A 13,545-nucleotide genomic window follows, 5' to 3' on the forward strand; every position below is an offset into this window, starting at 1 on the left:
CTGTCCCAATCCTCCCACCCAGCCCACCCGGCATCCCCCACCCCCGCACTCCCACTTCGTGAAGGGCGCTTACCGCCATGCCCATGGACGAACGAACCCGGGCCGAGGTCGAACGCGCCGAGGCGGCCCTCGTCGAGCACTACCCGCGGCTGGTCCGCCTCGCCTATCTCGTCCTGCCCCCGTCGATGGGCCGCCACCGCAAGGTCCTCACCGCGCACGGCCTGGTGCAGCGGGCACTGCCGTGGCGCCTGCCGCGCCGGCCGGCCGGCGCGCTGCCCGCCCAGCGCGGCCCGGACGCCGGCGCCGGCTACGACCTGGTCCGCCAGCGCACCGTGGAACTGGCGCTGGCCTACGAGGACCGGCAGCGGCCCGCGGTGCTGCTGCCGACCGTGCCGTTCGTCTGGGGGCTGCGGCTCTTCCCGCGGGCCGGCGGCGCCGACGAACTCGCCCTGGACCAGGCCCTGTCGGCGGTCCCGGCCGCGGTCCGGGCCGCGCTCGGGCTGTGGCAGCTGGAGGGGCTGGACGCGGACGCGGCCCGCACCGTGCTGGCCCGGGCCGGGGTCCCGGACCCCGACGCGGCACAGCGGGCGGCGGCGCAGCTGGACCGGCGGACCGGGGCCGGGGCCGGGGCGCTGCTGAACTCCGGGGAGTTCGACCCCTGCACCGTCCAGGCCCGGCCGACCGACCTGCTCCGCCGCCGGCAGCGGGTCCGGGCGACGGCCGCGCTGGCGGCGGTGGTGGTGGCCGGCGTGGTCGCCCTGGCGCTGCCCGCCGGCCGGCCCGCGGACGGCGGCGCGGCCCCCGTCGCCGAGCAGGCCCTCGACCCCGGCCGGCTGCTGCGCGCCCCCGACGAGCAGTGGGCCCGGACCGCCCGGGTGGACTTCACCGCCTGGCCGCCGCGCGGCCGCCAGGCCGGTGACCGGGAGCTGCTGGCGCGGGCGCTGCGGGTGTGGGCCGCGCCGCCCCCCGGCACCCGGATCGTCACGGCGGCGGACACCTCCAGCCGTCCGCCGGCCGCCCCGCCCCGGCTGCTGTACGCCGGGCTGATCGACAACGTCATGGTGGTGGTCTTCCACGACGGCGAGCGGCTGGTGCGGTACGCCGAACCGGAAGGCGCCACCCCCACTCTGCACTTCGCCCGGGTCGACAACGCCGACCTCACCTCCGCCGGCGCGCTGGTGATCGGCCGCGGCAACGGCTGGATGCGCTATCTGATCGCGCCCTGGGTCTCCGGCGTCGCGGTCCGGGACCTGCTCGCCCCGGGCGCCCCGCCGAGCGGGCTGCACCTGGCCCCGGACGGCGTCACCGACCGCATCCCGCTCCCGCCCGCGGACGGCGCCCCCTGCGGGCACTGGCCGGTGGCCGAGTTCCGCTCCTCGCCGCGGATCGACGACCGCCGCTCCTTCCTGCTGACCGACCTCGGCGACCTGGCGCCGGTGCATCTGACGTATCTGCCGCCGCCCGCGGCCGGCGGCGGGCCCGGCGAGGCCACCGGCGCCCCGGCGCTGCGCAGCTGGGCCCGTACCGCGTGCACCCTGCGGGCGCTGCGCGGCAGCGGCGTACGGTCCGTCAACAACTGGGTCTACGCGCAGCAGGTCCTCCCCGAGGGCGGCGGCACCGCGACCTGGGTGTGCAACCGCGCCGACACCTGGCGCGGCCCCGGCCGGGCCATGGTGCAGTTCCAGACGTCGGCGGCCGGGCCGACCGACCCGGGGCGGGTGGCCGGCCGGGCCGTCGGCACGGCGGTGTGCAGCCGCTTCGGCCGGCATGTGCTCGGCGACGTCCACTGGCAGGCCAAGTCCGGGAAGTGGTACCTGCTCGCGGCGGGCAGTGGCGAGGTGTCCGCGATCGATGTGACCGGTGGGGTGCGGGCCGGCGCGGCGGCGCCGACGCTGGCGGTCCCGGCCAGCCGCGACACCCCGGTACAGGTCGCCGGCCGGCTGCGGGACGGCGGCGGGCTGCGGGCGCTGCGGCCGTAGGCGGTGGGGGCGTGGGCGCGGGTGTGGGTGTGGGCGGGGGTGGTTCGGCGTCGGCGGCATCCGGGGAAGCGTCCGAGGAATCGCCCCCGGAACGTCCGAGGAATCGTCCGTGGAAACGTTCGTGGAAAACCCGACAGGAGGTGTCGGGTTTCGCTGTCAGGGTCGCTCTGCAACGACGGCACAGCAGGCAGCAGCGAGGAGTGACACGTGACGGCGCAGGAGAACACGGCGCAGCGGGCGGCGGCGGACGGGCGGACGGTCGCCGCGGCGCCCGGCGGGCGGGCGCCCGAGGGCGATCTGACCGGGCGGGTGGCGCTGGTCGCCGGCGCCACCCGGGGCGCGGGCCGGGCGATGGCGGTGGAGCTGGGCCGGGCCGGCGCGGTGGTCTACGTCACCGGCCGCACGACCCGGGACCGCGTCAGCGAGGTCGGCCGGGCCACGGAGACCATCGAGCAGACGGCGGAGCTGGTCGACGCGGCCGGCGGTACCGGGATCGCGGTGCCCACCGACCATCTGGAGCCGGCGCAGGTCAGGGCGCTCGTCGAACGCATCGACCGGGAACAGGGGCGGCTGGACGTCCTGGTGAACAGCGTCTGGGGCGGCGACCGGCTGATCCAGTTCGACACCAAGGTGTGGGACCTGGACCTGGCCGGCGGACTGCGGATGTTCCGGCTCGGCATCGACACCCACGTCATCACCGGGCACTTCGCGTTGCCGCTGCTGATCCGGCGGCCCGGCGGACTGGTCGTCGAGGTCACCGACGGCACCGCCGACTTCAACCGCACCTACCGCGACAGCCTCTGCTTCGACATCACCAAGAACGTCCCGCACCGGATCGCCTTCGGGCTCGCCAGTGAACTGCGCGAGTACGGCGGCACCGCGGTCTCGCTCACCCCGGGCTTCCTGCGCTCCGAGGAGATGCTGGACCACTTCGGCGTCACCGAGGAGACCTGGCGCGACGCGATCGCCCGGGAACCGCACTTCGCCATCGCCGAGTCTCCGGCCCTGATCGGCCGCGCGGTACGGGCCCTGGTCGCCGATCCGGACAAGGCGCGCTTCACCGGCCGGTCGCTCTCCAGCGGCCAACTGGCCAAGGAGTACGACTTCACCGACGCGGACGGCACCCGGCCGGACTGCTTCGGCTACTTCGCGGACGTGGTGCTGGGCGGCAAGGACGCGCGCCCGGAGGACTACCGCGAGGGCGTCTCCGGTCGGTCGGCGGGCTCTTCCGCCGGGGTGTAGAGCGCGGCGGCGCGGCGGGCGGCCGTCGCGAACCGCTCCCGCAGCCCGGCGGGCGCCAGTACCTCGACCTCCGGGCCGAGCCCCAGGAGTTGGGCGTAGGCGACCTCCTCGGACTCCACGGCGAGGGTGATGCGCAGCCATCCGTGGGCATCGGGCCCGTCCGCGGCCGCCGCCCGCTCCACCGCCTCGCGGGCGGCGGCCGGCTCGGTGACATGGGGGAGCTGCCGGATTCCGCGCGGGGAGAGCCGGATCAGCACCTCCTCGCGCAGCAGCGACCGCCGGAACTGCTCGGCCCGCTCGGCCCAGAACGCGGGCAGGTCGAACTCCGGATCGCGGACGAAGCGCCCGCCGCCCGCCGCGTCCCCGCCCTTGCCGCCGCCCCAGGGGGCGGCCGCCGGGACGTGCGGCTCGGCCGCGGTGAACCGGTCGACGCGGTAGACCCGGAAGCCGGCCGGCGCCGCCGCGGGCCCCCCGGGCGAATCGGCCGCCCGGGCCGCCAGATACCAGACGCCCGCCTTCAGCACGAGACCGTACGGCTCCAGCTCCCGGGCCACCTCGCGGCCGGCACGGAGATAACGGGCCGTCAGCCGACGGTCGTCCCACACCGCGTCGGCGATCACCGGCAGCAGCGCGGGCGTCTCCGGATCGTGGTACCAGCGCGGCGCGTCCAGATGGAACCGCTGGGCGGCGCCCGACGCGGCGTCCCGCAGCTCCGGCAGCAGCGCGGCGGAGACCTTCAGCCGGGCCGCGGACGCGGCGTCGGCCAGGCCCATCTCGCGCAGCGCGGAGGGCACTCCGGACAGGAAGAGCGCCTCCGCCTCGCTGCGGCCCATGCCCGTCAGCCGGGTGCGGTAGCCGCCTATCAGGCGGTAGCCCCCGGACCGGCCGCGGTCCGCGTAGACCGGCACCCCGGCCTCCGAGAGCGACAGCACGTCCCGGGCGACGGTGCGCTCCGAGACCTCCAGCTCCCGCGCCAGCTCGCCGGCCGTCATCGACGGCCGCGACTGGAGCAGCAGCACCATTCTGATCAGCCGTGCGGCACGCATGGATCCATCATGCGGCGCACCACTGACAACGCCCCGCCGGCCACGGTCCGCGGAACGCGGAACGCAGGGCCGGCGGGACGGAAAGGGATCCCGTGCGAAGACCCCGGGCGCGGAAGGTGGTCTTCGCACGGGAGATCGTGGGCGGGCGGCACCCGGTGTCGGCCGGGCCCGCGCCGCCTTGAGGGCCCCGTGCGGCCCGGGCTCAGAGCCCGTAGCGCTCGCGGGCCTCCTTGACCGCCTCCGGCTTGACGTCCCCGCGCCGGGCCAGGGCCGCCAGCGCCTGGACGACCACCGACTGCGGGTCGACACCGAAGTGCCGGCGGGCCGCCTCACGGGTGTCGGACAGGCCGAAGCCGTCCGTCCCGATGGAGGTCCAGTCCTGCTCGACCCACGGGGCGATCTGGTCCGGGACCGCCCGCATCCAGTCGCTCACCGCGACGACCGGGCCGGGCGCACCGGCCAGCGCACGGGTGACGTACGGGATGCGGTCCTCGCCCTCCAGGCGGGCCGCGTCGCACTCCAGGGCGTCGCGGCGCAGCTCCGTCCAGGACGGCGCGGACCACACGTCCGCCGCCACGCCCCAGTCGGCGGCCAGCAGTTGCTGCGCCTCCAGGGCCCAGTGGATCGCGGTGCCGGAGGCCAGCAGCTGGAGCCGCGGGACCTCGGTGCCCTCGATGGCGGTGGCCTCCTTGAAGCGGTAGAGGCCCTTGAGAATGCCCTCCTCGACACCCTCCGGCATCGGCGGCTGCACCTTGGTCTCGTTGTAGACCGTCAGGTAGTAGAAGACGTCCTCGCCGGCGGGGTGGGCTTCCGTCGCGCCGTACATCCGGCGCAGGCCCTCCTTGACGATCACCGCCACCTCGTAGGCGAACGCCGGGTCGTACGAGAGCGCCGCCGGGTTGGTGGAGGCGATCAGGTGCGAGTGGCCGTCGGCGTGCTGGAGGCCCTCACCGGTCATCGTCGTGCGGCCGGCGGTGGCGCCGATCACGAAGCCGCGGCCCAACTGGTCGGCGAGCGCCCAGAACTGGTCGGCGGTCCGCTGCCAGCCGAACATCGAGTAGAAGATGTAGAACGGGATCATCGGCTCGCCGTGCGTCGCGTACGACGTCGCGGCGGCGGTGAAGTCGGCCAGCGAACCGGCCTCGGTGATGCCCTCGTTGAGGATCTGGCCGTTCTTGGCCTCCTTGTACCAGAGCAGCTGGTCCCGGTCGACCGGGTCGTAGGTCGCGCCCTTGGGGGAGTAGAGGCCGGCGGTCGGGAAGAGCGACTCCATGCCGAAGGTGCGGGCCTCGTCCGGGACGATCGGGACCCAGCGCTTGCCGGTCTCCTTGTCCCGCATCAGGTCCTTGATCAGCCGGACGAACGCCATGGTGGTGGCGATCTCCTGGCTGCCGGAGCCCTTCTTCAGCGCGTCGAAGTTCTTGTCGGCGGGCATCGGCAGCGGCTTGGCCACGACCTGCCGGGCCGGGGCCGGGCCGTCCAGGGCGGCGCGCCGGGTGCGCAGGTACCGCATCTCCGGGGAGTCCTCGGCCGGGCGCCAGTACGGCACCAGGTCGCCCTCCAACGCGCTGTCCGGGATGGGGAGTTCGAGCAGGTCCCGCATGGTGCGGAACTCCGCCATCGTCAGCTTCTTCATCTGGTGGTTGGCGTTGCGGGACTCGAAGCCCGTGCCGAGGGTGTAGCCCTTGACGGTCTGCGCCAGGATGACCGTCGGCGCGCCCTTGTGCTCGACGGCGGCCCGGTACGCGGCGTACACCTTGCGCGGCTCGTGGCCGGCGCGGGAGGTCTGGAACAGCTCCAGCAGCTTGGCGTCGGAGAGCTGCGCGCCGAGCGCCTTCAGGGCGTCGCTCGCACCGAAGAAGTGCTCGCGCAGATAGGCGGCGTCGCGGGTGGCGTACGTCTGGAACTGCGCGTCCGGGGTCTCGCGCAGCCGCTGCAGCAGCACACCGTCGGTGTCGAGCGCGAAGACCTCGTCCCAGGCCCGGCCCCACAGGGCCTTGACGACGTTCCACCCGGCGGCGCGGAACTGGGCCTCCAGCTCCTGCACGATCTTGAAGTTGGGGCGGACCGGGCCGTCCAGGCGCTGCAGGTTGCAGTTGATGACGAAGGTGAGGTTGTCCAGCCCCTCGCGGCCGGCCAGCGCCAGGGCGGCGGTCGACTCCGGCTCGTCCATCTCGCCGTCGCCGAGGAACGCCCACACGTGCGAGTTCGCGGTGTCCTTGATGCCGCGGTGCTCCAGGTAGCGGTTGAAGCGCGCCTGGTAGATCGCGGAGAGCGGGCCGAGGCCCATGGAGACGGTGGGGAACTCCCACAGCCAGGGCAGCCGCCGCGGGTGCGGGTACGAGGGCAGGCCCTCGCCGCCGGCCTCCTGGCGGAAGTGGTCCAGCTGCTCCTCGGTGAGCCGGCCTTCGAGGAAGGCGCGGGCGTAGATGCCGGGGGAGGCGTGGCCCTGGATGTAGAGCTGGTCGCCGGAGCCGTCGCCCTCCTTGCCGCGGAAGAAGTGCTGGAAGCCGGTCTCGTACAGCCAGGCCGCCGAGGCGAAGGTCGCGATGTGGCCGCCCAGGCCGAGCTTGGAGCCGCGGGTCACCATGGCCGCCGCGTTCCAGCGGTTCCAGGCGGTGATCCGGGCCTCCAGGGCCTCGTCACCGGGGAACTCCGGCTCGGCGGAGGTCGGGATGGTGTTGACGTAGTCCGTCTCCAGCAGCGAGGGCAGGTCGGTGCCCTCGGTGTGGGCGGTGTGCTCCAGGGCGCGGCGCATCAGGTACGCGGCGCGATGCGGGCCCGCTGCCTTGGTGACGGCGTCCAGCGACTCGCGCCACTCGGCCGTCTCCTCGGGGTCGCGGTCCGGGAGCTGGTCGAGCTGGCTGTACGGCAGGCGCACGGGATCGGGCATGGGTGGCCCCTTTCCGGACGGGTGGGAATGCGAGTTCGGCAGGCATTCGGCAGGCAGGGGTGTCGCGCCCCAGTCCTCGACGATAACTCTCTGATCGATGATCGATCAACGCCGAACGGAGGAAAAACCGCAGGTCGGCACGGGGTGCCGCAATTCGGGGCACCGCGTGCCAGCTCCGGAGCCCGCCTCCGTTACGCCCCGGAGCGCCCCCGGCACACCCCGGAACCGACGGGCCCTCCCGAGGCCCGGAGCGGCCGGCCCCGAGTGCCTTTCCCCACATGCCGAAACACGCCGGAACACGCGGAAGCGGCCCCGCGGAAGCATCCGCGAGGCCGCCCGTCGGCGCCGCCCCTGTCCCCGGTACGCCTACACCCGCGGCGCGCAGCTCAGCACATGTGCCTTGAGGAGCGCGCCGATCCGCGGGTCGCGCCGCCGGAACGCGTCCACCAGCTCCTGGTGGTCCTGGGCGTGCGAGCGCTGCTCGGGACTGAACCAGCGGATCGACAGCGTCGTCCAGACCTCGATGCCCAGCGACTCCCAGGTGTGCAGCAGCACGGCGTTCCCGGCCGCCCGCACGATCTCCCGGTGGAAGGCCACCGTGTGCCGCACCTGGGCCTCGCCGTCACCCGCCGCGTCGGCTTCCCGCAGGGCCGCCACCTCGCGCTCCAGTGCCGCGGTGTCCTCCGCCAGCCGGTCCGCCGCCAGCTCCGCGGCGACCTGCTCCAGCCCGGCCCGGACCGGGTAGCTCTCCTTGAGGTCGTCCGCGGTGAGGTTCCGCACCCGGACGCCCTTGTTCGGCGCCGACTCGATGAGCTGGAGCGACTCCAGCTCCCGCAGCGCCTCCCGCACCGGCGTCTGGCTGACCTCCAGCTCCACCGCGATCCGCCGCTCCACGATCCGCTCGCCCGGCTGCCAGCGGCCGCTGACGATCCCCTCGAGGATGTGCTCGCGGATCTGTTCGCGCAGCGAGTGGACGACGGGCGGGGTCATGAGGTGCTCCTTCAGAGCGGATCGGGCCGCGAGACGTGGTGCCGGGCCCATTATCGGGGACGCGGACGTGCCGAAGGGCCGGCCCCGGCTCGTCGGAACGAACCGGGGCCGGCCCCTGGGCACAACTGCCTTCTCCCTGGCGGGAGTCGGCGTCGGAGACCGCTTTCGGTCTCGTTGCGATCCTCGGTCGCCGCGCGAGCGACCGCCGCTCAGAGACCCATCTTGGTCTCGTTGCGATCCTCGGTCGCTTGGGTGACCGCTACAGACCGATCTCGGTCTCGAACTCCGCGGCCTCCAGGATCTGCTTGACCGTGGTCAGGTAGCGGGCCGCGTCGGCACCGTCCACCAGGCGGTGGTCGTACGACAGGGCCAGGTAGGTCATGTCGCGGACGGCGATGGTCTCGCCGAGGTCCGGGTGGTTGATGACCACCGGGCGCTTGACGGTGGCACCGATGCCCAGGATGCCGACCTGGTTCGGCGGCACGATCACGGTGTCGAACAGGGCGCCGCGCGAACCGGTGTTGCTGATGGTGAAGGTCGCGCCGGACAGCTCGTCCGGGGTGATCTTGTTGGCGCGGACCTTGCCCGCCAGCTCCGCGGTCTTCCGGGCGATGCCGGCGATGTTGAGGTCGCCCGCACCCTTGATGACCGGGGTCATCAGGCCCTTCTCCGCGTCCACCGCGATACCGACGTTCTCGGTGTCGAAGTAGGTGATCGTGCCCTCGTCCTCGTTGATCCGGGCGTTGACGACCGGGTGGGCCTTCAGAGCCTGGACGGCGGCCTTGACGAAGAACGGCATCGGGGAGAGCTTGACGCCCTCACGCTGCGCGAAGGCGTCCTTGGCCTTGTTGCGCATCCGCATGATCGCGGTGATGTCCACCTCGACCACGGAGGTCAGCTGCGCCTGGCCGTGCAGGGCCTTCATCATGTTGTCGCCGATGACCTTGCGCATCCGCGGCATCTTGACGGTCTGACCGCGCAGCGGCGAGACCTCCAGGGCCGGGGCCTTGGACGGCGCGGCAGCCGGGGCGGCCGGGGCCGGCACGGCGGCCTTGAGGGCCTCGGCGGCGGCGATGACGTCCTGCTTGCGGATCCGGCCACCGACACCGGTGCCCTTGACCGTGGCGAGGTTGACGCCGTTCTCCGCCGCGAGCTTGCGGACCAGCGGGGTGACGTAGGCGCCGTCCGCCTCACCGGCCGCCGGGGCGGGGGTGACGGCGGCGGGCGCGGCCGGAGCCGGAGCCGGCGCGGGGGCCGGAGCCGGGGCGGGCGCCGGAGCCGGGGTGGGCGCCGGAGCGGCCGGGGCCGGTGCCGGCGCGGGGGCCGGAGCCGGGGCGGGCGCCGGAGCCGGGGTGGGCGCCGGAGCGGCCGGGGCCGGTGCCGGCGCGGGGGCCGGAGCCGGAGCCGGAGCGGCGGCCGGAGCCGGGGCAGCCGGTGCCGGGGCGGCGGCCGGAGCCGCGCCCTTGGCGCCGATCACCGCGAGCTTGGCGCCGACCTCGGCGGTCTCGTCCTCGCCCACCAGGATCTCCAGCAGGGTGCCGGAGGCCGGGGCCGGGATCTCGGTGTCGACCTTGTCGGTGGACACCTCCAGCAGCGGCTCGTCCTCGGAGACCTCCTCGCCGACCTCCTTCAGCCAGCGGGTGACGGTGCCCTCGGTGACGCTCTCGCCGAGCGCGGGGAGGAGCACGTCCGTGCCCTCGGCACCGCCCGCGGGGGCGGCGGCGGGGGCCTCGGCCACGGGGGCCGGGGCCGGCTCGGGCTGTGCGGCCGGGGCCGGGGCCTCGGCGGCGGCCGGAGCCGGGGCGGCGGCGGGGGCACCGCTGCCGTCGTCGATGATGGCCAGCTCGGCGCCGACCTCCACGGTCTCGTCCTCGGCCACCTTGATGGAGGCCAGTACGCCGGAGGCCGGGGCCGGGATCTCGGTGTCGACCTTGTCGGTCGACACCTCCAGCAGCGGCTCGTCGGCCTCGATGCGCTCGCCCTCGGCCTTAAGCCAGCGGGTGACGGTGCCCTCGGTGACGCTCTCGCCGAGCGCCGGCAGGGTTACGGAAACCGCCATGGTTTCAGTTGCTCCTATCGCAAGTACGGATGTGGTCGCGCCCGGGACTGGTGGTCAGTCGTGGGAGTGGAGGGGCTTGCCGGCCAGGGCCAGGTGGGCCTCGCCGAGCGCCTCGTTCTGCGTGGGGTGCGCGTGGATGAGCTGCGCAACCTCGGCCGGCAGGGCCTCCCAGTTGTAGACCAGCTGGGCCTCGCCGACCTGCTCGCCCATACGGTCACCGACCATGTGGACGCCGACCACGGCACCGTCCTTGACCTGGACGAGCTTGATCTCGCCCGCGGTCTTGAGGATCTTGCTCTTGCCGTTGCCCGCAAGGTTGTACTTCAGCGCCACGACCTTGTCCGCGCCGTACAGCTCCTTGGCCTTGGCCTCGGTGATGCCCACCGACGCGACCTCGGGGTGGCAGTACGTGACGCGCGGGACGCCGTCGTAGTCGATCGGGACGACCTTCTGGCCGGCCAGTCGCTCCGCCACCAGCATGCCCTCGGCGAAGCCGACGTGCGCGAGCTGGAGGGTGGGGACGAGGTCGCCGACGGCCGAGATGGTCGGCACGTTGGTCTGCATGTACTCGTCGACGAGGACGTAGCCGCGGTCCATCGCGACGCCCTGCTCCTCGTAGCCCAGACCGGCGGAGACCGGGCCGCGGCCGATGGCGACCAGCAGCACCTCGGCCTCGAAGGTCTTGCCGTCGGCCAGGGTGACCTTGACGCCGTCGGCGGTGTACTCGGCCTTGTCGAAGAAGGTGCCGAGGTTGAACTTGATGCCCCGCTTGCGGAAGGCCCGCTCCAGCAGCTTGGAGCTGTTCTCGTCCTCGACCGGCACGAGGTGCTTGAGGCCCTCGATGACGGTGACGTCGGTGCCGAAGGACTTCCACGCCGAGGCGAACTCGACGCCGATCACGCCGCCGCCCAGGATGATCGCGGACTTCGGGACGCGGTCGAGCGTGAGCGCGTGGTCCGAGGAGATGATGCGGTTGCCGTCGATCTCCAGGCCCGGCAGCGACTTCGGCACGGAGCCGGTCGCGAGCAGGACGTGGCGGCCCTGGACCTGCTGGCCGTTGACCGCGACGGAGGTCGGCGAGGACAGCCGGCCCTCGCCCTCGATGTAGGTCACCTTGCGCGAGGCGATCAGACCCTGCAGGCCCTTGTACAGGCCCGAGATGACCTCGTCCTTGTACTTGTGGACCGCGTCGATGTCGATGCCCTCGAAGGTGGCCTTGACACCGAACTGCTCGCTCTCACGAGCCTGGTCCGCGATCTCACCGGCGTGCAGCAGAGCCTTCGTGGGGATGCAGCCGTTGTGCAGGCAGGTGCCGCCGACCTTGCCCTTCTCGATCAGGGCGACGTCGAGACCCAGCTGCGCCCCGCGCAGGGCGGCGGCGTAACCGCCGCTGCCGCCACCGAGGATCACTAGGTCGAAAACGGTGCTGGCGTCGTTCGCCACGTCACGTCCTCCATGCATGGGTGCGCCGGAGCCGGTCTTCGGTGACCGGTCCGCGGCTGTTGTTCGGCCGCTTTAACTCGGCCCTTGGTAAGGGGGGCCCTGTCCTGCCGAGAACCCATCTTCGCACTTGTTCCACGAAGGCGGGACGCGGGGCCGGGCTGTGGACGGCCGATCAGCCGCCCCGTCGGGGTCGGTGGGGCGTACCCACGTGCGGATTTCGTCGAGGGCGAACACGTCGTGGGCGAGCCTACGACGGCCCCGGGCGCCGCCCGGGGCCGTACCGCACCTCCGACCGGGCCCGGATCAGCCCAGGTCGCCCTCGGCGGTCCGCTCGGCCAGCCGCACCAGGGTGCGGACGGCGGAGCCGGTGCCTCCCTTGGGGGTGTAGCCCCAGGGACCGCCCTCGTGGAAGGCGGGGCCGGCGATGTCCAGGTGCGCCCAGGGGATGCCCTCGCCCACGAACTCCTTCAGGAAGAGGCCGGCGACCAGGCCGCCGCCCATCCGCTCGCCCATGTTGGCGAGGTCGGCGACCGGGGAGTCCATGCCCTTGCGGAGGTGGCCGGGCATCGGCATCGGCCAGGAGTCCTCGCCGACCTCCTCGGCGATCTCGTGGATCGAGGTGCGGAAGGCGTCGTCGTTGGCCATGATCCCGAAGTGGCGGTGGCCCAGCGCCAGCACCATCGCGCCGGTCAGCGTCGCCACGTCCACGATCGCGTCCGGCGCTTCCTCCGAGGCCCGGGTCAGCGCGTCGGCCAGCACCAGCCGGCCCTCGGCGTCGGTGTTGAGCACCTCGACGGTCTTGCCGCTGTACATGGTCAGGACGTCGCCGGGGCGGGTGGCGGAGCCGGACGGCATGTTCTCGGCGAGCGCCAGCCAGCCGGTGACGTTCACCGGGAGGTCCAGCCGGGCGGCGGCCACGACCGCGGCGAACACCGCGGCGGCGCCGCTCATGTCGCACTTCATGGTCTCGTTGTGGCCGGCCGGCTTCAGCGAGATGCCGCCGGAGTCGTAGGTGATGCCCTTCCCGACCAGGGCCAGCGTCCGCTCCGCGTCGGCGTGCGTGTGCGCGATCCGCACCAGCCGCGGCGGCGCCTGTGAGCCCTGGCCGACGCCCATCAGGCCGCCGTAGCCGCCCTTCTTGAGCGCCTTCTCGTCCAGCACCTCGACGGTCAGGCCGAACTCCTTGGCGGCGGCCTGGGCGTGCGCCGCGAACTGCTTGGGGTCCAGCGCGTTGGACGGGGTGTTGATCAGGTCGCGGGCGCGGTTGATCTCCGCGGCCAGCACCTGGGCGCGCTCCGCGGCGGCCCTGAACTCCTTGTCCCGCGGCTTGCCGCCGAGGACGGCGGCCTCGCCCAGCGGCGCCGACTTGGCGTCCGCCTTGCGGCCCTTGGCGCCCTTGCCGTTCCCGCCGTTCTCGCCGCGGAAGGCGGTGAAGGTGTACGCGCCCAGCAGCGCGCCCTCGCCCACCGCGGCGGCCGCCCCGGCGTAGTCGACCGGCAGCGCGAAGGCGGCCTTCTTGGCGCCGGCCAGCGCCCGGGCCGCGCTGCCCGCCGCACGGCGCAGTGCCTCGTGGCCGTAGGACTCGCCCTTGGCCGGGGCGTCGCCCAGGCCGACCGCCAGCACCACCGGTGCCTTGATGCCGTCGGCCGCGGGGAGCTTGGTCACCTCGCCCTCGGCACCACTCGCGCCGAGGGTCTCCAGCACGGCGGCGAGCTTGCCGCCGAACGCCTTGTCCACGGCCTCGGCGCCGGGGGCGACCACGACGCCCTTGGCGCCCTTCGCCACGCCGACGACGACGGCATCCGCACGCACCGTTGCGGCGGAAGAAGTACTGAGGGTCAGTGCAGTCACGGTGATGAGAGTCCTGTTCCGTCCGGGGAATCCGTTTCGCGC

The 13,545-nt window shown here is 73.7% G+C and carries 8 protein-coding genes; 2 read left to right on the plus strand and 6 right to left on the minus strand.

Annotated features, from left to right (window positions below; all coding sequences use genetic code 11):
* The first annotated feature begins 83 nt into the window (after positions 1-83).
* Together B073_RS0118690 and B073_RS0118695 are read left to right on the plus strand one after the other, a co-directional pair.
* A complete protein-coding gene (locus B073_RS0118690) occupies positions 84-1,979 on the plus strand; it encodes a hypothetical protein (RefSeq protein ID WP_018539610.1) in 1,896 nt (631 codons plus the stop codon).
* 297 nt (positions 1,980-2,276) lie between these two features.
* The gene (locus B073_RS0118695) at positions 2,277-3,221 is read left to right on the plus strand and encodes an SDR family oxidoreductase (RefSeq protein WP_051094079.1); all 945 of its coding nucleotides are present in this window, start codon (positions 2,277-2,279) and stop codon (positions 3,219-3,221) included.
* Here the strand turns inward: B073_RS0118695 and B073_RS0118700 are convergent.
* The 6 genes from B073_RS0118700 to B073_RS0118725 all read right to left on the minus strand — a co-directional run bounded on the left by B073_RS0118700 (position 3,170) and on the right by B073_RS0118725 (position 13,503).
* Positions 3,170-4,267 carry a helix-turn-helix transcriptional regulator gene (locus tag B073_RS0118700; protein ID WP_018539612.1) on the minus strand — a complete coding sequence of 366 codons (1,098 nt, stop codon included), beginning with the start codon at positions 4,265-4,267 and terminating at the stop codon, positions 3,170-3,172. The genes B073_RS0118695 and B073_RS0118700 overlap by 52 nt on opposite strands.
* Before the next feature lie 202 nt (positions 4,268-4,469).
* The gene (gene aceE, locus B073_RS0118705; RefSeq protein WP_018539613.1) at positions 4,470-7,160 is read right to left on the minus strand and encodes a pyruvate dehydrogenase (acetyl-transferring), homodimeric type; all 2,691 of its coding nucleotides are present in this window, start codon (positions 7,158-7,160) and stop codon (positions 4,470-4,472) included.
* 366 nt (positions 7,161-7,526) lie between these two features.
* A complete protein-coding gene (locus B073_RS0118710; RefSeq protein WP_018539614.1) occupies positions 7,527-8,150 on the minus strand; it encodes a GntR family transcriptional regulator in 624 nt (207 codons plus the stop codon).
* A 259-nt stretch (positions 8,151-8,409) separates the two neighbouring features.
* Positions 8,410-10,209: a 2-oxoglutarate dehydrogenase, E2 component, dihydrolipoamide succinyltransferase gene (sucB, locus tag B073_RS0118715; protein ID WP_018539615.1), complete on the minus strand. Its 1,800-nt coding sequence runs from the start codon at positions 10,207-10,209 to the stop codon at positions 8,410-8,412.
* Positions 10,210-10,263: 54 nt separating this feature from the next.
* Positions 10,264-11,652: a dihydrolipoyl dehydrogenase gene (gene lpdA, locus B073_RS0118720; RefSeq protein WP_018539616.1), complete on the minus strand. Its 1,389-nt coding sequence runs from the start codon at positions 11,650-11,652 to the stop codon at positions 10,264-10,266.
* 303 nt (positions 11,653-11,955) lie between these two features.
* Positions 11,956-13,503, minus strand: coding sequence for a leucyl aminopeptidase (locus tag B073_RS0118725; RefSeq protein WP_026247516.1), 1,548 nt, complete (start codon positions 13,501-13,503; stop codon positions 11,956-11,958).
* Positions 13,504-13,545: the final 42 nt, after the last annotated feature.

The organism is Streptomyces sp. MspMP-M5 (assembly GCF_000373585.1).
Classification (GTDB): Bacteria; Actinomycetota; Actinomycetes; order Streptomycetales; family Streptomycetaceae; genus Streptomyces.

Coding starts and splice junctions, on each gene's coding strand:
- aceE (WP_018539613.1), bottom strand. CDS start 7,160: ATGCCCGATCCCGTGCGCCTGCCGTACAGCCAGCTCGACCAGCTCCCG.
- B073_RS0118690 (WP_018539610.1), top strand. CDS start 84: ATGGACGAACGAACCCGGGCCGAGGTCGAACGCGCCGAGGCGGCCCTC.
- B073_RS0118700 (WP_018539612.1), bottom strand. CDS start 4,267: ATGCGTGCCGCACGGCTGATCAGAATGGTGCTGCTGCTCCAGTCGCGG.
- sucB (WP_018539615.1), bottom strand. CDS start 10,209: ATGGCGGTTTCCGTAACCCTGCCGGCGCTCGGCGAGAGCGTCACCGAG.
- B073_RS0118710 (WP_018539614.1), bottom strand. CDS start 8,150: ATGACCCCGCCCGTCGTCCACTCGCTGCGCGAACAGATCCGCGAGCAC.